Origin of the sequence: Flavobacterium anhuiense, assembly GCF_900101855.1 — a bacterium.
Taxonomy (GTDB): Bacteria; Bacteroidota; Bacteroidia; order Flavobacteriales; family Flavobacteriaceae; genus Flavobacterium; species Flavobacterium anhuiense.
On record NZ_FMVC01000007.1, the window covers coordinates 189,702 to 213,575 of the forward strand.

Below are 23,874 nucleotides of genomic sequence, written 5' to 3' on the forward strand. Positions count from 1 at the left end.
TTTTTAAATCTGCGTGAAAATTTTTTACTCTCGCAGATTGGCAAATTAAGCAGATTTATTTAAAAATAATCCGTGAATTCGTGGCGAAGAAACTTTTACTTTCTTACTACAAAAAGCACTTTTTCTTTTATTTCGGCTTGCGGAATTGTGACTTGCTTTCCTCCGCTGACGTTTGCTTTTTTGGTTATATTTCCTGTTGATGAATTGATTGCAAATACTTCAAATGTTCCTTTTTCGTTTGATAAATCGATTGTAATATCTTGGCCGTTTTTCTGATAAAAAAGATAGCTTTTTCCTTTGTTTTCCAGTTTCCAAAGATTGTCTGAAAAGGTATTTCCGTCAACTAATGTCATTTCGCTTAAAGCGGCATAAAACTGAGGCAATTCAATTTTTGGGATATTTGGCAATGAAGCTCCCGCCATTAAAGCCGGCCATCCGAATCTTGAAGAGCCATCTGTTGAATATAAAATGACTTTTTCTGGATATTTTTCTCGGTATTCACGAACGGCACGATACACTTGGCTATCTGTTTCTTTTCCGGTTTTTAATTTTCTAGCGTGCTGTCTTGGCGCTAAATTTACACCTCCTTGCGGTGCATAAGCCGAACCGTCTTCTTTGTAATACCAATAACGAATGTCGATTACATCAACTGTTTTTACTCTTTTAGCATCCTTTAAAATAGCGTCTTGAACGTCTTTTGTTGCGCTTAAACCAATTAAGCCTTTTTTACCCGTTTCGTCTTTCCATTTTTGAGCTTGGTCTAACCAAAATTCCATAAAATGAAGTGGACCTGTATATTCGGCGCTTGTTAACTGAATTACGTTGCTGTTTTCCTGAAAGTTTTCGAATGATTTTCTAATGAAACCTTCGTGTAATTTTCTTCTTTGAACATTCGTAATATCGTAAAACTGCTCCGCCATGAAAATACGTTTGTCTCCTGCGTAAGGCGGTGGTTCTGGAAAACCTGTGCTGTTGATATTATTAGCAGAACGCCAAGGTGAACTTGCCCAGTGCGCTCCTGCTTCTAAAATATTGTGCTGAAAATATTGCTGATTGATTAACAATTGTCCGTTTGGTTCTGCAAACGTTGCAAACTGTGCTAAACGGCTCCAGTACCAATCATTGAATTTTGTTAAATCGTATTTACTCAAATGATCCCAAGCGAAATCTTGTCCGCTTCTGGCGAAAGGCTGTTCGTAAAACGGAGGCCAAACATCATCATCAACTCTGCGAACGCGTTCGTGATCGTCCATTCTTCTGTCATACCATAACCCATAATTATGTTCTAAAGCAACGATATTATTTTTAGTCAAATAATCTACTGTTTCCTGTACTTTGTCCGTCAATCCGTTTCCTGTTCTTCCTGGAACAAAACGAGTGATATGTGGTGTAGATTTGTTTACGAAATCATCACTTAAATCCCCTCTCCACCATGCAACGTTGGTTTGTTTTCCTGCAATTACTTTTCCTTCAAAAGTTAGCCAACCATTTTCTGTTGTCACTTTAGAAGTTGATTTTTCTGTTTTATTTGGAGCAACTTTTAAATCATTTGCATTTTTTAAACCTTTGCTCTCTGTGTTTATCGGATTTGCTTTTGAAGCTTCTGCAATCCATTCTTGCAAACTTTTTGCTGTTGTTGCTGAGTTTTTAGTCAGTTCTTGTGCTACTTCAATTGTTGGACTTGATGAAGGCTCAGAACCTAAATCATAAATAAAAGGTTGTACCGGAAGTTTTCCTAATCTGGCTTCTAACTGCGCATAAAATAAACTCCTTGGGCTGATATGTCCGTTTACATCTTTCCAATGTCCATTTCCTCCAAATTGTCCCCAAACTCCAAAAGCCCAATTTTGCGCTGTTGGCGGACTGTAACATTCTACTTTTGATGCCGAAGACTCCCAGATTACAGAATTTGCTGCTGTCCATCCAGCTCCTCTTCCGCCTTGTTCTCTGTTGTTGTAGCTTAATGCTTTTCCGTCAATATTGGCAATGTCAAATAAAACTCCCGTTGCCCAGCTTCCGATTGCTCCGCTGTTATTAAATGGAAGATGCGATTCACACTGAACAAACGCATTTGGACCTGTTGTTCCAAATCCGCCTACAGCGAAATCATGATATCCAAATTCTGAATAACAGCGTTGGAACAATGTCTGCTGACCTTCAGTATAAAAAGTATGTCTTCTAAATGAAGCAATTTCCGAAATAGGCTCTGTCGCAATACAATCTTCAACCGTAATTTGCTGACTTGTTTTTAAAACCGTAACAGCTCCGCCTGCAAAGTGTTTGAAATTCACTTGTTTCACCCAAGCATTTCTAGTGTTTTCAATACTTATTGCCTGCCAACGGTGTTCTTCGTCTTTTAAATTTGAAGCATTGTAAGTTGATTTTATTAAGATATTTTCAATTCCACTATTTTCAATTCTTCCCGACCATGAATAAACGGTTACTTTTGAAACTCCGAAAACATCATCCAAAGACATGGTAATTGGTGCGTTTACCGTTACTTCGTTTCCGTTTATTTTAGTTACGACACGATTCCAAGTTGTTGTCCAATCTCCTTTTTTCCAGCCAATCCAAGAAGTTTCTCCGCCGAAATCCTGCATGTTTACTTCTTTAATGAAATTATCCGTTAAAGGTTTACTGATTTCGATTTCGTCACCAACTTTTAATTTTGCTGTGTTTTTTAATTGGATTTTCTGAGCTCCAAGCGGTGTGTAAGCATTTGCAAATTCAAATGAATCTTTATACACTTTATCGTTTACCCCTAAAATTCTAATTAAGGCTTCTCTTTCTAATCCCGTTCCTAAAAGTACAGTTCCGTTTTCGTTATTACCGCTTCCTCTTAAAACAACTCCTGATTTTCTGATGTATAATGTTCCGCTGATTTTGAAAGTTCCTTTATCTAACAAAACCGCTCCGCGAAAACCTGATTTATCTGGTTTTAGAGAACTCACATAATCAATTGCATTTTGGATTTTCTGAGTTGCATCTTCTTCTTGCTGGGAAACAAAAATTTTGTTATCCAGATTCGGAATTGCAAATTCTGAGTTTTTATATCCTGCAAAAGAAAAGTCTGGAATTTGATTTCCTTGATTATCTGTTGTGAAAGAAAGTTTTCCTTCTTTGTTTTTAACGATGTCTGGGAAAGTGTTTTGGGCTGTGATGTTTCCGCTAATGAAAAGAGTGATACACATTAATGAAAATGCGTTTTTATAAGAAGAAACTATATTTTGTAATTGATTGAAATTCACTTTTTCTTATTTTAAATTTCAGAGTTTAGATTTTATATTCTTAAAATTAACCTTTTAAAGAACAATAAATTTATAAAATCCTATTTTCTCCAATCTTGTCATTTCGACGAAGGAGAAATCTTCGTTGCTATATCGCAAAAGATTGATATACTTTGTGGAGTTTCTTGCGAAGATTTCTCCATCGTCGAAATGACAAACTAAGCGGATATTGCATTTAAGAGACCTAACAGGTTTTAAAAACCTGTTAGGTCTTTCTAATTTTTCTATTGCAATAAAGATTTTAATTTCGCCAAAGTATCCGTATTATTTTCGATTTTCGTCCAATCTGTTTTGCTGGTTGGATCGATTCCGTTAAAATACTTTTCGATATTGGTATATCCGTCTCCATTTGCATCTTTATTAGCATCTGAAGCATCATTCGGATTTAAACCGTATTTTTTCTCCCATGCATCTGGAATTCCGTCATTGTCTGAATCTTTATACGCTTTTCCTTTGTAAGTTGGATATCCGCCAACTTGGTCAGGATGTGTTATAATTCCTTTTTTATAAGAGTCAGCTGGTAATCTTCTTTTGATATATTCTTTTCCGATGTTATTTTCTAAACCGTCTTTCACTTCGATTTTTCCTGTACGAACTTGTTTGATAACACGTTCATCGACAGCATCTCTTTTTGGTATTGTGGCTCCAACATTCGCTAAAACATATTCGTATGCTTCTTCAGCTCCCATAATTTTGAATGCTGGCATTGAAAAAGGTTTTGGCTGTTTGATTGCTGCTAAAAATGCTGCCGTTTCTGCTTCTGGAAGATTTTCCAACTGCACGCCGCCATTCCAGTTGTCTGCTGTAACTTCAGGTGAACCTACAATGAAGTTTCCTGAAACATAAGCTCTTCCGTATTGTTTTGGTTCAATATAACCAGATTCTGGTTTTACAATTCTATATGCAATAGGCTCGTTCTGCGGTGTAATTGGCCCAGGTTTAAAATAGTTGTTGATGATGTTCAACATCGAACGATAATCACCGCCATCTAAGGTACGGTTCCACCAATTGAATACTACGTTATTCACAAAATTAAAGTCGCCATACATTCCGATAGAAGCATTCCTAGAAATGTTGTCAGCCCATAAGTTGCGCATAAAAGTACTATTTAATCCGCCAATTGTACTTCCGAAAGCATGATTGTACGTATCTAAACCTTCTGATGAAATGGTGTTTTGAATCGTGATATTACAAGCTGGCAGTTTTTCCAATTTTGATTTTGCATTAGCTGCAAATTGATGTCTGTATAAAGAAATATTTTCGTCAAGCCCCCAGCTTACTGAACAATGGTCAACGATAATATTTCCCATCGGATTTCCGCCTAATGCATCGTCTCTTCTGGTAACTTCTGTAGCGCCACGTCTAAAACGCATGTGTCTGATGATAACATCATGTGTATCGATTTCTAGAGTTTCCCCTGCAATACAGATTCCGTCACCAGGAGCCGTTTGCCCAGCAATCGTTACATATGGCGCACGCATGCTGATTCTTTTTTTCAACTGAATTATTCCTGAAACATTGAATACGATTGTTCTTGCTCCAACTGCTTCGCAAGCTTCACGGAAAGTTCCTTTTCCGCTGTCTTCTAAACTCGTTACCACAAATATTTTTCCGCCACGTCCGCCTTGTGTGTATGCGCCACCGCCTTCTGCACCTGGGAAAGCAGGAATATCTGCCTGAACAAAATCTTTTGGATATGAAGCCCAAGGTAAATAAGGTTTTCCTTGCTTTGCTTCTTCTTTGATTATATGCAGATTAGCATTCCAGATTTCGCTCAGTCTTTTTTCTTCATCAGCTAAAATAGCATCGGCTTTTGCTTGAACATCTTTTGGAATTACGGGATATTGGGCATATGCCGACGAAACAAGCGAGCAAAATGAAAAAGCCATTAAGGTTCTCTTTAAAGTGCGGTTGGGAAAAATATTTTGCATTGTATTGTGTGGTCTAGTTAATAGTTTTTGGTGTAAAGTGTCAGAGATTATTCTTTTGCAGTAGAATCTTTTGCTTTATTCTTTTCTCTTTCTTCAATACGTTTGTGCCAATCAGCACTTTCTTTGTTTAAATCGTAACCTTGTTTTGATAAATAATTGTTGATTCTTCCTTTGTACTTACCAAACCAGCCGTGTTTTTCTTTAGAAGAACCTGCGTCCATTGCATGTTCTCTGGCTTCTACTAAAGCTTTGTAGATATAATCTTTTTGTTCTGCTGTTAAGTTTGGAAGCATGTCATTGTAACCCGCTACTGTGATTGGAAGAACACCATACGTCATTCCGTCTTTAACCTCAGTAATTTTTTCTTCTGATAATTCTTTACCTAATTTTTTGATATAAGATTTGTGCAGTTTGGCAATTGACTCGTCAGCTTTTGCTTTCAGTTTATCAATTTTCTTGTTTTGATCTTCTTTAGCTAAAGAGGTGTCTTCTTTTACTTTTTTGATTTCAGCGTCCCTTCCGTCCTGAATTTCACTTAAATCTCTGAATTGTTGTGCAATAATGTTTGAAACCGCTTTTTCTTTAGCTTCGTTTTTCAAATCTAATTTGGTAACGATTTTCGCAGCTCTTTCGTTGGTAACCTTTACATATTCAGGATCTAAATGCTGTTGCGCATTTAAAGTTGAAAATGCAAAAACCAGCGATAACAAGCCTGCGTTTATTTTATTTAGTGCCATTGTCTTTGTTTTTTTAAACACATAGAAGCATAGATTTTCTTTTATTTCCTTTTTTATATTAAAATTCTATGTTTCTATGTGTTAAACAATTATTTCAGTTTTTCTTATTTTAAATCTAATAAAGGTCTAACTAATGTTTCTTTGTTATTAGCCAAATCTTTCCAGTCTACTTTTATCGCAGGATTTACACCGTTGATATAATCTTCGATATTAGTGTATCCGTCTCCGTTTAAATCTCCTTGCGCATCAGATGGGTCGTTCGGGTTTAAACCGTATTTTTTCTCCCATGCATCAGGCATTCCGTCTTTGTCTGTATCTACATACGGTTTCCCTTTGTATTCTGGATAGCCGCCCACTTGCGAAATATCAGTGATAATTCCTTTTTTATAAGAATCCATCGGTAGACGTCTGTGTTCAAATTGGTAGAAAGTTTTTTTCTCTAATCCTTTTGCATATTCAGGAACTCCAGTTTTTACAGTTCTTACAATTCTTTCATCTACTTTATCTCTTATTGGAAGAGTCGCTCCAACATTTTTAAGAACAAATTCATAAGCATCTTCAGCAGTCATAAATTTGTTGAACCATGGCATTGGGAAGGGTTTATTCACTTTCATTTTGGCGAAGTATTCTTTTGCCTCGTCATACGTCATCAACTCACCTTTTTTATTTTCTAGCTGAATTCCGCCGTCCCAGTTATCTTTAGTAACTTTTTCGTTTCCATTAATAACGTTTCCATTTACATAAGCTCTACCAAAAACCATATAAGGCAATTTGCTTCTTCCTGATTCTGGTTTTAAGATTCTGTAGCTGATTGGCTGTGTCAAATCGGTTACAGGACCTGGTTTGTAGAAGTTGTTAATGATGTTGTAATTTGCAGTATAATCTCCACCGTCTGTTGATCTGTTATACCAGTTGAAAACGACATTATTTACAAAATTGAAAATTCCGTTCCATCCAATAGAAGGGTTTCTTCCTGCATTGTTGGCCCACATATTTCTCATGAAAGAACAGTTTTCTCCTCCTAAAGTACTTCCAAAAGCATGATTGTAAGTATCCAAAGCTTCTCCGAATAAACTATTTTGGATAGTAATATTTACCGTTCCCACTTTAATATCTGGATAACCTGGCCCTGGATTGTACATATGTCTGTAAATTGACATGTTTTCATCTAATCCCCAAGTTGCGGAAACGTGATCGATCATGATATTTCCGACAGGATTTCCACCAATTGCATCATCACGGCGTCCTACGAAAGTTTCTCCACGACGGAATCGTACGTGTCTGATAATTACGTCATGCGTATCAATCCAAGTTGACTCTCCAGCTATACAAATACCATCACCAGGAGCTGTCTGTCCTGCAATTGTAATGTATGGCGCACGAATAATCAACGGACTTTTTAATCTGATAATTCCAGCAACATTAAATACCACAATTCTTGCACCTCCCTGTTCGCAAGCTTCGCGCAAAGTTCCAGACCCACGATCTTCCAAACTTGTAACGGTGTATACTTTTCCGCCACGGCCTCCAAATGTGTACATTCCGCCACCTTCGGCACCTGGGAAAGCTGGAATTTCAGCTTGAGGTAAATCAGTTGGTCTTGCTGCCCACGGAATATAAGGTTTCCCATGTTTTGCTTCTTCTTCAATAACTACTAAAGCTTTTGCCCAAGCTTCATCAGAAAGTCTTTGCGCTTCTTCTTTAATTGCTTTTTCCTGAGCTTGAACTTCTGGACTTATCTTCGGATATTGAGCAAAACATTTTGCGCTTCCTAAAAAAAGCAGAGATGCGATAAATAATGCGGAATTTTTCATGTTAATTTCTAGTTGTGGTAATTCTTTTTAAACAAATCACCTGTATTTTTTTGACAAATACAGGTGAAAAGCTTGATATGTAATTTCTGTTTTTTTTTAAATTTAATCTTGGTAGTTGTATGTTCCAGCAGCTCCATTGCCGTCTTTCCATCCGATGGTTTGTGTCAGCCATGGGTTGCTCACCAATGCACTTTGATTAAGTCCCATTACATAATAATTTGATTTCCAAGAAATAGGAGTGGCTACACCACTAACGTTATCCATAGGTGTTGGAGGAGAACGCAATTCGAAATTATTAGTATAGAACGTAGCTAAAGCATTAATTTGAGTTTGGAAGTTTGCAGCATCTGGATCTACAGAAATAGAAGCACGAGCAGAAGCTAATGGATCTGTACCTGCTGGACTAGTTCCGTTTTTGTAGTGTAAATAATTACCAATACGCTGCGTGCCATTTATAACTGGAATACCAAGTTTAGCATTAGTTTGGTCGTTAATTGCAGCATCGTCGCTGTAAAGCATCCATCTTTGAGTATCCCAAAAACGTTTTCCTTCGTAAGCTAACTCCACTCTGCGCTCATATAAACAAGCTTCAAGAGCTGCATATTTGTCTCCTAATGTTCCAATTCCGTAATTATCTGTTGCAGGAATTCCCACACGTTTACGAATTCTACCTAAATAACTAACTGCATTTCCGATATCCCCTCTTGCAGCATAACATTCTGCAATATTCAATATTAACTCTGCAAAACGATATTCGATAATATCTGTTCCAGAAAGTTGGAAGTTAGATGCATTACTAACTGTAGGACTTGACATTTTACGAATAAAAGCTGGGCTTGGCACATCATTACCCATACTGAAGGCTACACCTGTAGTAGCATTCGTTGACCAGCGGTATGCCCAAACAGTAGGCGCCGCAGCTGTAGATAAGCTATTATTGTAAGGCCAGTAGCTTCCTGAGAAAGCAAATGTTCTGTAAAAACGTGGATCACGATCTTTAAAAAATAAGAATGGATCATAATTATTCGCTGCAGTTGGTCTTTTTCCGCTTGCCATAGGAAATAAATCAATCATACTTTTTGGAGCTTTAACACCTGCTCCTGCTTGTCCACCTTGGCTAGCCAAACGGATTGATCTTTCCCAAGAGTTATTAGACTGCAAAGACGTAGTAACCGTAGTGCTGCTTGCTAAAAGCTTTACAACAATAGCCTCTGAAATAAATGCATTATCATTAACATAAAACATTCTTTCCCAATCTCTTGCTGTCGAACCGTATAAGCTATTTCCTGCTGCAGACAATTCTGTTTCAGCTGCCAATCCAGCTGCTAAAGCTGCATCCCAACGTTCTGTTGACGAATCCCAATTTTTATTGAATAATGGACTAGCGTAAGTTAATAAAACACGTGATTTTTGAGCCATTGCTGCTCCTTTTGTAAAACGACCATAGTCACTCGCAGGCCATGTACGTGGCAATAAAGCTGCAGCTTGATCTAAATCTGCTACAATTTGATTCACTACTTCTGTAACTGTTGCTCTTGGTATTTTGATAGATGGATCATCTTTAGAAGGCGTCTGAACTGTTGTTACGATTGGAACACCACCATAAGTACGCATTAAATCAAAATATTGAATTCCACGTAAGTAATACATTTGCCCTTTAATCTGATCACGGAATGTCTGACTTAAGTTGGCTCCGTCTACATCAATTCTCTCCAACATTACATTAATATCTCTAATTCTGTTGTAAGGATCATTAGAAGGATTTTCTACTAATGTTTTTCCGAAATAGCCTGATCCATCAGATGCATTCTCCAAAGTGATATTTGGATTAATCATTGCAGAAATTCCACCAATCTCTTCTGTATAAGTGGTTTGAGTAGTGGTAAAAGATCCAACTACTACTGCTGTAGGCGTTTTATAACCATCATAAAAATCGTAATATAAATTGTTTACGTACCAGTTGACACGTTCTTCACTTTGAAAAAACTCTGCATCGTAATACTTATATTGTTTTTTGTCTTCTAAAAAGTCATCACTGCATGAAACTCCTAATACCATTAAAAGTATCATTGTAATATATGTAGAAAATTTTGCTTTCATAATTGTTTTTTAATTAAAATTAGAATGATACATTCAAATTAATTGACCAAGTTCTAAGAGTTGGATATCTAGAAGCTGAATCATCATACATATTTCTATAATGATCTGGATAAGGGTTATACAAATCCCAAAGGTTATTACCTGTTATACCTAAAGTAGCTTTTTGAATATTTATCTGTTTCATTGCTTCTCTTGGAAGTTCAAATCCTACAGTCAAATTTCTAACTACACATCTAAAGGTATCCAATTGCCAAAAATCAGATGGAGCAAAAATATAATCTTGTTGTGCCATGTTCGGATATTTACCATTAGGGTTATCAGTAGCATCATACATATCTGTCCAGAAAGATTCGTGTGCCCAGTCATTATGAGCAGATGAAGTCCCTTGTTTTACTAAATCGATAGCTCTGTAACCGCCCCAAGAAGTTTGAATTTGAGTTTTGAAATAAACTGTTTTATACTTGAATCCTAAGTTAGTTGTAAAACCGTAAACTCTGCTATTGTTTGCCAATTTAACATAATCTTCGTTTCTCATAATTCTTCCGTCAGCACCTGCTTGAGTTCCGGTTGTAGCATTATAGACACCTGCTGTATCTTCATAAGCCAACATACCTTTGCGCATTGCGGTAACGTTATTGATTCCCATATACGTTGGAACACCTCCAACCGCTGTTGCTCTTTCTGTCAAATAGTTCCAATAGTTTGTAACATCCTCGTCTGTTCTTAAAATACCATCACCTGTTGAAGTTCCTTTCCAAGTTTTAAATCCATATGTTGGAAAATAGGTAGAAGAACCAACCTCTGTTATATTAGTATTTGCATCTGTTCTTGCTAAATCTGGGTATTTTTTAACTTCGTTATTTGAAAATCCAAAGTTCACTCCAACACTATAGCTGAAATTATCTTTTATCTTATCATTCCAGTTTAAACTAAATTCAGATCCCCAAGCATCGATAGCTGCATAATTAACCTCTGCAAAACCACCTCCCACAGTAATCGGAGTTCCAGCTTCTCCAGCCAATCCAATCAACATATCTGTAGATTTATCATAGTAAAAATCTGCTGAAACTGCCAATCTGTTTTTCAAGAAAGATACGTCTATACCAAAGTTATTTTTGATAGTAGTGTCCCAATGTACGTTCTCATTTGGATTTGGACGTGGCGTGATTCCACCTCCTAAAAGACCACCATTCGATCCAAATTGAACTCCTTTATCTGGCAATGGCTCATAAAATTGTAACCATCTCCAATAGTCAATATTATCCTTACCAGTTTTTCCAATTGAATAACGCAATTTCAAGTTATTTATCCAAGAAACATTATCAGTAAACCAATCTTCTTTAGACACAACCCAACCTAATTGCGCGCCTGGGAAGAATCCCCAGTAATTTTGAGGAGCAAATTTTGTAGAAGCATCACTTCTAAAGATAAATTCAACAAGATATTTGTCTTTAAAACTATAGTTCAAACGCCCTAAGTAAGACTGAGTACCTGACTCCACCTTTACAGCTTGTGAGTTAGTACTAATAGGACCAGCAGTCGTACTATTGCCTAAAAAGTCTTTTGAAGTTCCTTCATAAGCTAAACGAACATTTTTGTTCCATGCTTCTGATTGCTCATATCCAAACATAGCTGATACATTATGATTTCCAAATGTTCTTGCGTATGTTGCAAAAAAGTTAGCTTGAATTAATTTATCCAAATCTGTAGTATAATAAACTCTTGATCCGCGAATATTCGTTTCAACAGCATATATAGAATTAGGATTTTCTAAGTGATTATCAGCTAATTGATAATTTGTTATTCTAGCTAAATCATAAGGCAATTGATATTGCTCTGTGTAATTGCTAGATTGGCTTCTTGCAAAGCTTCCTTTTAAACTTAAACCTTTTAAGAATGGTACTTTATATTCTAAAGATAAATTTACATTATATGAAAACTGCTCTTCTATCTGTTTTCCAGCATCTAAGCCAGCAAAATAGTTCCATCCTGCAATAGTTGTATTAGAGTTCGCACTTCCTAAGTTACGATCTGTACGTGGAAACGGAGACATCCAATAGGTTTTACCATTTACGGTAGTATCCCACGGAATATATTTTGGCATGTGCAATAAATAAGCATAATCTGCTTGTTCACCTCCTGCTGCCGAACCAAAACTGCTATCATTTAAGTTTGCTGAAGCTTTAGAGAACGATTTATTAACGTCTGTTGTAATAGCCGAAACTGAAGCAGAAAACTCTAAATCCTGAGAGATTTTAATATTCGTTCCTGTTCTAAAATTCCATTTTTTATAATCTTGCTCTCCTAAGTTAGCACCTTGATCAAAGTAGGTAACACCTGCAAAGTAAGTTGCTTTTTCAGTACCACCACTTGCAGAGATTGACTGTCTTTGCTGAATTGCAGGTTTCCATGCCTTTTTAAGCCAATCATAATCTAAACCTTTCATTTGCTCAAGCTCTGCTGCAGAAAAGTATTTTGATTTATCAGCTTCCAAATTAGAATTTAAGAAACGGTTTTTCCAAATTCCATGCTCATACGCATCCATTGTTTTGCTATGGCTTACAGCATCGTTGATCGCATATTGGCTATAGTAAGTAAATTTTGTTTTTCCTGATTTTCCTCTCTTTGTCTTTACTATAACCGCTCCTTGTGAGGCTCTTGATCCGTAAATAGCTGCAGAACCATCCTTTAAAACTGTTATACTTTCAATTTCTGAAGGGTCCAATTGATTAAAGGTATCTAAAGTAGGTTTTCCGTTCTGTGGATCAACCTGTACCATATCGTCAATAACGATTAATGGAATATTTGAGTTACCATCTTTTGAAAATCCAAAAGTTTGACGTATCTGAAGAGATGCAGCATCGCCTGGACGAGTAGATCCTCCTGATACGCTTACACCAGGAGTCAAACCTCTTAATGACTCTGATAAATTTGACACAGGTAAATCCTGAAAATCGTCTGGTTTTAAAGTTGCAATAGCTCCCGTAATATTATTTTTTTTCTGTGTACCGTATGCAACAACAACAATATCATCCAGTACATTAGAATCTTCAGATAATTTTGCGTCTACTATTGCACGGCCGTTAACTGGAATTTCTAATTTTTTCATTCCAATAAATGAAAATACCAAAGTAGCACCTGGTTTTACTTTAATCTGATACTTACCATTAAAATCTGTTGTAACTGTATTCTTTGTAGATTTCTCTGTTACGTTTACTCCTGGAAGAAGCCCTGATACATTATCTGTAACAGCTCCAGTTACTGTAACTTGATTACTTTGAGCATAACTCAATACACTCATCAGTGTAAACAAAAGAAAACTACATCTTTTTATAAGTGCTTGTTTCATAAATGTTTTTTTGGTTAGGTTATTAATGTTAGTTAGTCATGTTTAATGTGCCCCAGCTATTAATAAAATTTTTATTAACGGAATCTTAAATTAATTTTATTAAATGTCTAAAACACATTTATTTTAGTATTCCAAAAATATGATGATGACACATTATTACCGTCCTGCTCTATCCTGTTTTAATCATGTTATTTCAAAAAAAATAACTCAAAAAAAACAATATTAATAAAAAACGAATGGAAAAAATAGACGAACCAAAATAATTAAGACAATTGTTTGCTTAAAATAAAATATACAAACACATTTTGAATAAAAAACAATAAGATTGTTATCAAAAATAAACATATAGTATATATTCTTCAAAACTCAACATGATAACATCTGATAAATAACAGCTTATAAAATACGATTTTTTACGAAAACGATAGAGAAAAATACTCAAAGTATATTTTTTTTACTTTAAAAAACTTACAAAATAAGCCACAGGACACTTGCACCCAACTCCAAAAAAAACATTAATATTTTTTAATAAAAGACTATTTTTTTAAACGTAAATTCTGACCAACAAAATGTAAACGACTAATTTCTGCTCTTTCATTTTAAAATAAAAATAGAAAAAGCCCGCCAAATCCTATATTTAGCGAGCTTACTTTATTTTATTGAAAAATTATTTTACTTATTCGGATTCCAACTGTTTAAAACTGAATCTCTACTGTATTTTTGAATATCTTCTTTTTTTAGCTGATGAGACCATGACACTCGTTGCGAAATACTTTTTGCACTCGCACCTTTACTTCCATATTCAGCATAATAAGCTGTTTTATCTTTATCAGGAAATCGCGAATCAATCCAAGCATTCCAGCCTTCGGGAATAATGTGAGAACCTAAATCTGTATTAATGAAAACAGTTTGCGCATAAGGTCTCCAAGGTCTTCCTAAAAACACTTTATCTACTGATTTGTCTTTTGCAGTTAATTTACAATCTACAAAAACAAAACCGTAAGCTTGTCCTTTGGGCGTTGAAGCAGCTGTGATATAAGAATTTATTAAACTTTCGATAGTACATTTATAAAAGTAAGCAGTTGCGGCTCCAAAAATAAAATCGGTTGTTCCGTTAATAAAACAGTTTTCAAAATAAGTTCTGGTATTTCCTTCTGATAAATAAAGCGTATCCTGATTCCCCAAAAGATTGCAGTTTTTCACTATAACTCTATCACTTTTAATGTGTAGTGCAACCGCCTGTCCTACTCTACCGGCAGTATTTTCGACAGTAAGATTTTCAAGAGTGCAGTCATTTCCTTTAATTAAAAAAGAATAGGAAGTTGATGTTCCAAATTCTTTTTTACCTGATGGATCTGGTTCACGAAGTGGTTTTCCAGAATAATCATCAAATGAAATTATGGTTTTATTTCTGTCTGTTCCCTTTAAGGTTATGAATGTTTTAGAAACCGGAATTTCCAATTTCTCCACATATTTTCCGGGCCTTATAGTTATTATAACTCGTTTTTCTGAATTGTCTTTTACATTATTTATCGCTTCTTGAATCGTTTTGAAATCTCCTGAGCCATCTTGGGCAACGGTTAATGCTAACTTGTTATCGAGCGTTTGAGCTAATAGGGAAATTTTTGTTATTAAAAATAAGGTTAGGATGTATTTCATGTGTTTTTGTTTTTTCCAGTCTATTTTGTCATTTCGACGAAGGAGAAATAACAAACTTTATGGTTACTGCAAAAAATCTTTGTCAAAGTTTAAAACTTTGACAAAGATGATTGTATTTCAATAAATTAAAAATCCGTTTAAATCCGCGTTTTGTCACGGGCAATCCGTTTCATCTGCGTACAAAACTTAATGCGACATCCAAACCGTCATTTCTCCCTGTCCTTTGTTTCCCCACGCAAAATACGGTATCAATTTTACAGTTACCGATTTTCCGCCTTTTGTTGAAATAGGTTTATAAAGCGTTTTATTCCAAGAATTATCAGAGGCAATTTTCGAAGTCGCTTCAATGGTAACTAATTTTCTGTTTTTCAATTCCGTAAAATCAGTTTTAAAATCAGAATTCAAATTTAAAATCACATCGTTTACGCTTGAATTTGCTGGCAATTGATTTGATTCTAAACAATACACTAAAGGTCCTCTTTTTACTGCAACCTGATTTTTAACTTCTTCTACTAAAGGATTGGCTTCCATTAATTCCACTGGCATTGGAAGATTCAATTCAATAACATCTCCTTTTTTCCATTTTTGATTTAATTGCAGATAAGTTCCAGAGACGATTTTATCCGTAATTTTTGAATTATTTACCGAAACTTCCGCATTCTGACTCCAACCTGGAATTCTTAAAAAGAAATTCTGTAAATGTTTCGGAGCTTTTACAATTTTCAAAGTTACTTTTCCGTCCCAAGGATAATTAGTCTGCTGTTCAATTTCTAAAGTTTCTCCATTTAATGTCTTTGTATTCAAAGTATTGCTTCCATACAAATTCACATACAAACCATCTTTTGAAAGATTATAAGCGTAGTTTCCAACTTCGGCAACGGTTCTGGTTACGTTTGGCGCACAGCAGTTGGATAAAGCGATATACCCTTCACGAACATTTCCCCATCTTTGGTGAAACGGCAGATCGTTAGAAACATTCAACGGATTGTTGTATAAGAATTTATCTCCTTCTAAATTCATTCCCGAAAGTACACTGTTGTAAAGTGCCAATTCTACAATATCAGCATATTTAGCATCTCCTGTAATTTGAAGCATTCTCCAGTTCCATAAAACGTTTCCAATATTCGCACAAGTTTCTGTGTGAGCCGTTGCATTTGGCAATTGAAAAGGTCTTCCGTAAGCCTGATGAATTTTCTGAACGACAGATGGATCATAAGAAGTTCCGTCTGGAGAAACACCATCATATAAAGAGCCGCAGCCTCCTGTGATGTACATTTTACGATAAGTTACATCATCCCAAATTGATTCTAGATTGTTTAATAATTTCTTTTCTCCTGTTTCTGCGTACAAATCAGCAACTCCTGCATACAGATAATTCGCTCTCACCGCGTGACCCATTGCCGTAGTCTGCTGTCTAAACGGTACTCTATCCTGATTATCATCAGTTCCGTCGCTTGTAGTTCCGCGAATGTCAATCAGATTATTAGCTAATTCTAAATATTTCGGATCTTTTACCGTTCTGTACATTTCGACGATTCCCATATAATGGGATGGACAGATCGCATTTCGCGCTAATTCTGGCGAAGCTTTTTTATAAAAATCGTACAAGAAATCGGCAACACCTTTGGCAATATTCAAGAAATTTGTTTTTCCCGTAGCGCGATAATGAATACAGGCTGCAGTCATTAGATGCCCCATATTGTATTTCTCAAAACCTAGTTGTTTTTTCACTTCTTCTGGCCCTAAAGTTCCCCAGCGTTCGTCAATTAAAACTGGAGTATGGATATAACCGTCTTTGCGCTGTACTTTCGCGAAAAGCGCAATAGCCTTATCCATTTCGGCATCGAGTTTTTTATCTTTTGTAACAGCATAAGTCGCTGCCATTCCTTCAAAAATCTTATAGAAATCACCATCATGAAACGAAGGTCCTTTGAAAGTTCCTTTGCTTAATCCTGCTGCAATCTCAAAGTTTTTATAGGCATGAGATGTTTCACTATGATACAAATCCCACATGTACGGCAAGGTATTTTTGGTTTCTACATCAAATTGTTCTTTCCAAAAACCGTTTGTCCATCTTACATCTTGTAAGCCTACGCTTTGTAATTTCGAATACGGACTTTGTGAGTTCGCAACCAAACCTTTGTCCTGAGCAAAAATTACGGTTGAAAGAAACAAACTTGAGATAATGATATTCTTTTTCATTTTGATATTAATTTTATCTGCTAGATCTGCCAAATCTGCGGGAGATTAATTTTTCCCGCAGATTTAGCAGATTGTGCTGATTTATTTTTCTTTTTTAATCTATTATAATCTTCTATTCTGCAGTCTATTTTTTCACGCAGATTCAACAGATTTTAGCAGATTATTTTTTGATTTTTCTTTATAAATAAAATCTGCGCAGATCTGCCTAAATCAGCTAAATCTGCGTGAAATCTCTTTACTTAACAAAGAAATTAATGGTTCTGCTCATAGAATCTCCGTCTGCATCTTTTACCGTTACTACGAAAGAAGCGAAACCTTTATCTGAAGCTGTAAACTGAATTTCTTTTCCTTTTAAACTTACTTTTCCGTTTTTAACATCAGAAAAAGTGTAAACAGGTTTATTTTCAAAACCTTTGAAATAATCTCCTGCATTTAAAACCTTTTTATCTTTTAAATTGATAAAATAATGAGGCTGAGCCAGCCAGTCTAAATAATTATCTAATTGAGTAAATCCGTCTTTGTCATTATCTTGATTGGCATCTGAGAAATCTCCAGCTTTCGAATTTTCGTTTAACCCAAAAGCTTTTTCCCACCAATTTGGCAAACCGTCATGATCGGTATCCCAGTCTGCTGGACGAGTTTCTGACGCAAAATTTGGCCATCGACCTGCATCTTGTTCGTTATCGATCATTCCTCCTAAACCGCTTTTACTGCCCTTGTAAGTGAAAGTTCCTTTTAAAGTTTCATCAATGATTCTATTATCGTGTTTGTCAAAAAATGGCTGATTCGCCCCAACATCTGAAAGCACATTTTTATAAGCTCCTTTAGCAGATTGTGTATTTACATGAGAAGGGAAAAATGGCTTGTCTACGAAAGTCTCATATTCCACTTTTTCTTTATTGGTTACAGTAGATTTTCTCCCTTTCTCCTGAGATTTTTCGTCAAAATAACCTGGCATCACATTTCCATCAAAATAATAACGCTGCATACCTTTCCCTACGCCTTCGTGCTGTGCATTTAACGCCACAAAAATTCCTGTCGAAGCACCTGGCTTATAATAATTATTGACAAAATTCACCTCGTTTGCACCGCCGTCAGTTGTTCTTTTTCCCCAGTTGTAAACTACGTTATTAGTGATATCTAATCTTCCTGTATAAAATCCATCACCGCTTAAACCACCGCCAATACTCCAGTTTCGTCCGTAATTATGAGCCAGTAAATTGTGATGAAAACTACCAATATCACCGCCAATTGTAGCAGCATAACCATGCATTTTTCCTGCTTCATATTTATCATGGCCAGCCACGTTTAAAGCTTCCGAAATTAAAGTTCTTTGCAATGTAATATGATGCGCGCCACGCGAACTAAACGATTCATCGATCGTCCAGCTGATTGAGCAATGATCAATAATACTATAATCGGCACCCGTTAATCCCATTCCGTCAAAAGTCGTTCCGCCACCAATTCTTACCTTTAAAAATCGGATTACACCATCATTTCCTGTTAATCCGATTGGCGCCCTGCTAATTGTAATTCCTTCTCCAGGAGCGGTTTGTCCTGCAATGGTAATATAAGGCTGATTTACAACCAATCTTGAAGCCAGTTTTATATTCCCCGAAACATTAAAAACAATCGTTCTAGGTCCAATTTCCTGATTGATGGCATCGCGTAAACTTCCCGGTCCATCATCATTTAAATTGGTTACTTCTACTACTTTTCCGCCTCGTCCTCCAACGGCATAACGCCCATAACCTTCAGCTCCCAGAAAAGCCAATTGGGCTGGTTTAAACGACCAGACATTTCCTAAAGTAACCTCTCCATTGTTATCTACTTCATCCACTCTCCAGTAATACGTTGTGCCGCTGTATAAATCAGAAACCGTAAAAGACTTTTCAGTCAGTTTTCCCTTAAATTCTTTTGAAGCTTCTGTTGCATTTTCTACCGCATTCTTATCGGTTCCAAAATAAACTTTATGAGCCACTACATTTTTTGGAGCATCCCATTTTAAAAGTAAACTTTTGGTTACTTCAACATGTTCATCTCTATTTTTTGGTTCTGGAGTACGCGCCTGATTCATTAAGTTTGGCGTATCCAATTCAAAACCATTGATTACGATCTGTTTTACGATATCAGGGTTTGAGGTCGGGTCAATTTCAAAACGGACGATTACATCTTTACCTTTTTCAGTATTAAAAGTGATATACGCCATCGAAGCATCAACTTTAGCATTAGCCCTTTGACTTGCATTTACCGTTTCCTCTAGTTTTCCGTTTACGAAGATTTTTATCGGAGAAAATGTTTTTCCCGTAATGACATCAAAAGCGTTATGAAACGTCAAAAGTGTATGTTTTCCAGCTTTCAATCCGCTGATTTTTAATTCTAAATTTTCGGCTGTAACCAAACCGTCGCTTCCTAGTTTATTGTAAAATGGAGCGTTCATTCCGACTTTGTACCATTTTGAAGTGAAGTTTCCTTTTAGTTTAAATGACACATTGTTAAATGATTTTTCGGCTTCTTTTCCTTCGTTAATCACCCAAGAATCATAACTCGGATCATGTACTTCTTCTAATCTTCTTTGAAAAAAGTCAAAATCGACTTTTATAATTTGTTTATCAGTATTTTGAACTGATTGTGCTTGTCCGTTTGTGGTTAAAAGTATGGACAAAAGAGCACCACTTATTAATTTCTTAATCATTTTTGTTAGTAATAGTTAGTTTAATTTCGTTTTCTCTGCTTCAGATTTTCCAAGCAGATTTATAATGTCTTTTTTTCTTTCTTCTGGAATAACTTTTAAAACCTTCAATTCTCCATTTAGGAGTTCGGCTTCAATCGTAGTAGTTTGTTTGGCATGTAATTTAAAATGAACGTTCCACTCTTTTGGCCATGCCGGAAAAAGGTAAATTTTCCCGTCTGCTTCCTGCAAAAGCATTTCCTGCATACCAATCATTCCCGAACCTCCCCAGTTATGATCAGGAACCCAGTCAAAGCCCGGACCCCAAAATGCTGGAAAACGTCTTTCTGAGTTTGCCATTTTCATGGTATTGTATTTTGCCGCTTCCTCTGTTAATCCCAAACGAGCTGAGAAAATATTATCTTGTTTCCAACCAATGTGACTTCTAAATTTTAAAGCATCAGCATCGTATTTCCAAGTATTCAAAGCTGTTTCCAAATCTGGTTTTCCGATGCCGTAAATTCCCCACGGATAAACGGGATATAATTGCGGAACTTCAGAGTTATTGACTCTTTCCCAAGATTTTGCAGGAACTAAAACTTTATGGTTTTCAATTTGCCCAAAATTCAAAGGCGGAATTCTAGTTTGAAATGCTTTTAAATATTCTGAGGCTTCTTTTGACAATTGATTTCCAGAAAGGTTTAAAAGGCTTTCTGTAATAACCTGCAAAGCCGAAATGGTACTATTAGCATTATTCGCCATTTTATACGTTTCTGCTCCTGAACCTGGAAAAAGAATTAATTTTCCGTTTCCATCCAAGGCTTTTCTTCCTCTTTGTTTTGCTAAATATTGATAATGTTCATCAAAAAAACGAAGACAACTGGTTATAAATGAATTGTATTTCTGAATATCTTCTCCAGCATATTCTTTCTGCTGTAACATCATTTGGCAGAATTCTAAAACCGTATCCCATTCATATTCGAGCCACGCATTATATTCCATTCCGGGATCGTAATCTACAGGACGTTTCCATTCGTATTCGGCAGGATTTGGAAGACCGAAATTTTCCAATTGTTCTGTGAATGATGCCCCGTTGTGTTTCCAATACACTTTAGATCGAAATTCAGCATTTTTTTGAAGGCTCAGGTAATAGTCCAATTGTGATTTCATCATATCAAAATCACCGCTTTTTACCATGGGGAAATAAACCAAACGCTGGTTTTGAGCCGTCATGGTTCCTCCTCCCCAATTTCTGAAATCGGGTGTAAAATTCAGATCTTTATTGGTAAAAACAGGGTCAACTGTAAAAAGTCCACCGTTAAATTTTGTTGGATATTTTCCATACGCATTGCACCCAAGCATATATCGGAACAACTGATAATTCTGTCCGATTTGATGTACCGAATCTTTAACAAACGATTGATTTTTTTGAGTAAAAATAAAACTGCGATTCCAGAAATCATTCCACCATTTTATCGTGTTTTTTTCGGCTTGTTTCGAGGTGTTTTTGTTAGCAGAAATCAAACTTTTCAACCCATTATTCCAAGTAGAAAAATCAGATTGATTTGTGTTTAAATATATTTCTAACGAATGCTTTTTTGCAGGTTTTATACTTGATAAATTAAAACCTTTGAAATCGGTAGATTGATATTTTCCGAAATACGTTCCGTCTGGCTTCAGATTATTCCCTGTCATAAATCCGCCGAAAGTCAGATTCGCAATCGGGTTCAGCATTTGGTCTTTAACCGATTCCATTTTTTGTTGTTTTACTACTACATCAAAAACCGTATTTTCCCTGTTTCTGTGGTAAAATTTGATTCCGTTATTTTCAAATAAAATAGAATCTTTGTACGTAATAAGTTCTCCTTGAGGTGCCCATTTATAAGAATTGGCATTGTTTTCTTTTCCTTTTGGATAACGATTTTGATAACGCCAGCTTTCATAAGAAGCCGTCATTTTCAAGGGATTTTTACTTTCTAAATCAACATGAATAATCGGTTTAAAAACATCTACCCAAAGTTTGATTTTAGTATTATTTTGTCCAACTAAAACATATCCATCTTTCAGTTTCAATTCCTGACGAAAACCATCTTTTCCTTCAAACGGATTCGGACTTAACGTCACTTTTACTCTTCCTAATTTCAATAAAGTATTATGTTCGTCGAAAGTTCCGCTTCTTGAAAAATAGAAATACAAATCGCCTTTTTCCACCCAAACATTCATACCAATATCCCCACCTCCCAAAGGCATCGATTCTGATGAATTGTTGCTTTGCGTTGTCCAGATTTGATTGTAATTATCAAGCGTAGGAATTTGAGCTTTGAGGCAAAGCGTGGTGAAGAAAAGTATGTATTTTATATATTTCATTTTTTCGTTTTCCTGCAGGGTTTTCAAAACCTTGTAGCTATTTATTTTTTATTTTTCTCTCGCAGATTTTGCAGATTGAGCAGATTTATTTTTATCTCCAAAATCTGCCAAATCTGTGAGAGTTATAAATTAAGTTGCCTTAAAAATCATCATGCTTGGTCCAAATCTTTGCGGAGCTACTTGCGAAGATTTCTCCTTCGTCGAAATGACAAATTAGACGCCAAAACTCAAAACTCATAACTCATAACTCAAAACTCATAATTACCATTCGTCTGTTCTAAACGAAGAAACCGGCAAACCTCCAGCACTAAACAATTCCGCTTTAGCGAAGTCTTTCCATAAATAACGAATTGCAACTGGATTTTTTACTTTATCTGAAGTCAGAACCACTGATTTTCTTCTAACCGCAGTTTTAGCCGGATAAAAAACTTTGTCTTCTCCTGCAATTTCGAAACCTAAAACTTCTTTATCATACGATGTTATTCCGTTGGCAACATCATCAAAAGAAACGGTTACAGCACCATCCTTAATTTCCATTGATTTGTATTTCGGACTTTCGAATTCAAAACCTTCAATTCCGTATGTTCTTGCCAGAGCCTGAAAAGCCAAACGGTTTCCTCCTTTTTCTTTATCCATTGGATGAATGTTGTTTTCTTCTCCAACGTCCATTAAAACCGCCATTGCCGAATTCGGAATTTCCTTCGAAGCTTTAAACTGCGCTTCTCTCAAATAAGCCGAATTGTATTTTCCCTGATAATCTTTTGGATGAAATGAAGCATAATTGAATGGCGCAATCTGAGCGAAATAAAACGGAAAATCTCCCTGTTTCCATAAGGCTCTCCAACTGCCCACCATTTTCTTCATTAAAGCGGTGTATTCAGAAGCTCTTTCGTAATTTGATTCTCCCTGATACCAAATACAGCCTTTGATTCCGTAACCGATTACAGGTGAAAGCATTCCGTTAAACAAAGTCGTAGGAACACGATTTGGATCTTTTGTTAATTCTTCTTTTGTAGTCGGAATTTTAGCACTTGCAAAATCTTTCAGCATTTCTTTGTTCATCCATGCTTCCATGCTTGAACCTCCGTACGAGACGTGAATCAATCCGACAGGAACATTTAAAACTTCCTGTAAAAGCGATCCGAAATACCAAGCCGTTGCACTAAAATTGGATGTTGATTTTGGAGAAGCTTCTTCCCATTTTCCTTCGAAATCATCTTTAGGTTCTAAAACCGTCGCACGCGGAATTGTAATTAAACGAATATTTTTATTGTTTGACCTTACAATAATTTCATTGCCGTTTTTAACAGGCTGTCCCTGAAATCCTTTTAATGGCATTTCCATATTCGACTGTCCTGAACAAAGCCAAACTTCTCCCAACAAAACATTTTTGATGGTTACTTTTTCACTTCCTTCTGAAACTTCAATAGTGTAAGGTCCGCCAAAAGAGGAAGTTTGTAATTCTGTTTTCCATTTTCCAGAAGCATCTGCTTTTGTTTTGTAGGTTTTAGAATCCCATGAAGTTTTGATTACGACAGTAGCGTTCTTTTCTGCCCAGCCCCAAATTGGTGCGTTGGATTTTTGCTGTAACATCATATTGTCGGTGAATAAGGCCGGCAGTTTGATTTTGGCATTGATTTGAAAACTTACTAAAACCGTTAATAATGCAATAATTGATTTTTTCATATTCTATTTTTTTTCGCCACGAATTCACGAATTTTTTATAAAATGAGATTAATAAAAAATTCGTGAATTCG

General features: G+C 35.9%; 11 protein-coding genes. All 11 read right to left on the reverse strand.

Annotated features, from left to right (window positions below; all coding sequences use genetic code 11):
- Nucleotides 1–95 precede the first annotated feature (95 nt).
- On the reverse strand, nt 96–3,248 hold the full coding sequence (locus tag BLP44_RS18535) for a DUF6298 domain-containing protein (protein WP_244511813.1): 3,153 nt from the start codon (nt 3,246–3,248) through the stop codon (nt 96–98).
- Nucleotides 3,249–3,511: 263 nt separating this feature from the next.
- On the reverse strand, nt 3,512–5,218 hold the full coding sequence (locus BLP44_RS18540; RefSeq protein WP_091135083.1) for a polysaccharide lyase: 1,707 nt from the start codon (nt 5,216–5,218) through the stop codon (nt 3,512–3,514).
- Nucleotides 5,219–5,265: 47 nt separating this feature from the next.
- Nucleotides 5,266–5,955: a DUF3826 domain-containing protein gene (locus BLP44_RS18545; protein ID WP_091135084.1), complete on the reverse strand. Its 690-nt coding sequence runs from the start codon at nt 5,953–5,955 to the stop codon at nt 5,266–5,268.
- 104 nt (nt 5,956–6,059) lie between these two features.
- Nucleotides 6,060–7,769 carry a polysaccharide lyase gene (locus tag BLP44_RS18550; protein WP_091135086.1) on the reverse strand — a complete coding sequence of 570 codons (1,710 nt, stop codon included), beginning with the start codon at nt 7,767–7,769 and terminating at the stop codon, nt 6,060–6,062.
- A 102-nt stretch (nt 7,770–7,871) separates the two neighbouring features.
- Nucleotides 7,872–9,869 (reverse strand): RagB/SusD family nutrient uptake outer membrane protein, encoded by a 1,998-nt coding sequence (locus tag BLP44_RS18555; RefSeq protein ID WP_091135088.1) that lies wholly within the window; start codon nt 9,867–9,869, stop codon nt 7,872–7,874.
- A gap of 19 nt (nt 9,870–9,888) precedes the next feature.
- Nucleotides 9,889–13,218, reverse strand: a complete 3,330-nt coding sequence (locus BLP44_RS18560; protein WP_091135089.1) for a SusC/RagA family TonB-linked outer membrane protein — start codon at nt 13,216–13,218, stop codon at nt 9,889–9,891.
- A gap of 672 nt (nt 13,219–13,890) precedes the next feature.
- Nucleotides 13,891–14,877: a pectinesterase family protein gene (locus tag BLP44_RS18565; RefSeq protein WP_091135306.1), complete on the reverse strand. Its 987-nt coding sequence runs from the start codon at nt 14,875–14,877 to the stop codon at nt 13,891–13,893.
- 186 nt (nt 14,878–15,063) lie between these two features.
- On the reverse strand, nt 15,064–17,079 hold the full coding sequence (locus BLP44_RS18570; protein WP_091135308.1) for an aceric acid hydrolase: 2,016 nt from the start codon (nt 17,077–17,079) through the stop codon (nt 15,064–15,066).
- A gap of 235 nt (nt 17,080–17,314) precedes the next feature.
- Entirely contained in the window at nt 17,315–19,774 is a 2,460-nt protein-coding gene (locus BLP44_RS18575) for a pectate lyase family protein (protein WP_091135091.1), read from the reverse strand.
- Between the two features lie 15 nt (nt 19,775–19,789).
- Nucleotides 19,790–22,117, reverse strand: coding sequence for a DUF5703 domain-containing protein (locus BLP44_RS18580; RefSeq protein WP_091135092.1), 2,328 nt, complete (start codon nt 22,115–22,117; stop codon nt 19,790–19,792).
- A 261-nt stretch (nt 22,118–22,378) separates the two neighbouring features.
- On the reverse strand, nt 22,379–23,803 hold the full coding sequence (locus tag BLP44_RS18585; protein WP_091135094.1) for a sialate O-acetylesterase: 1,425 nt from the start codon (nt 23,801–23,803) through the stop codon (nt 22,379–22,381).
- Nucleotides 23,804–23,874: the final 71 nt, after the last annotated feature.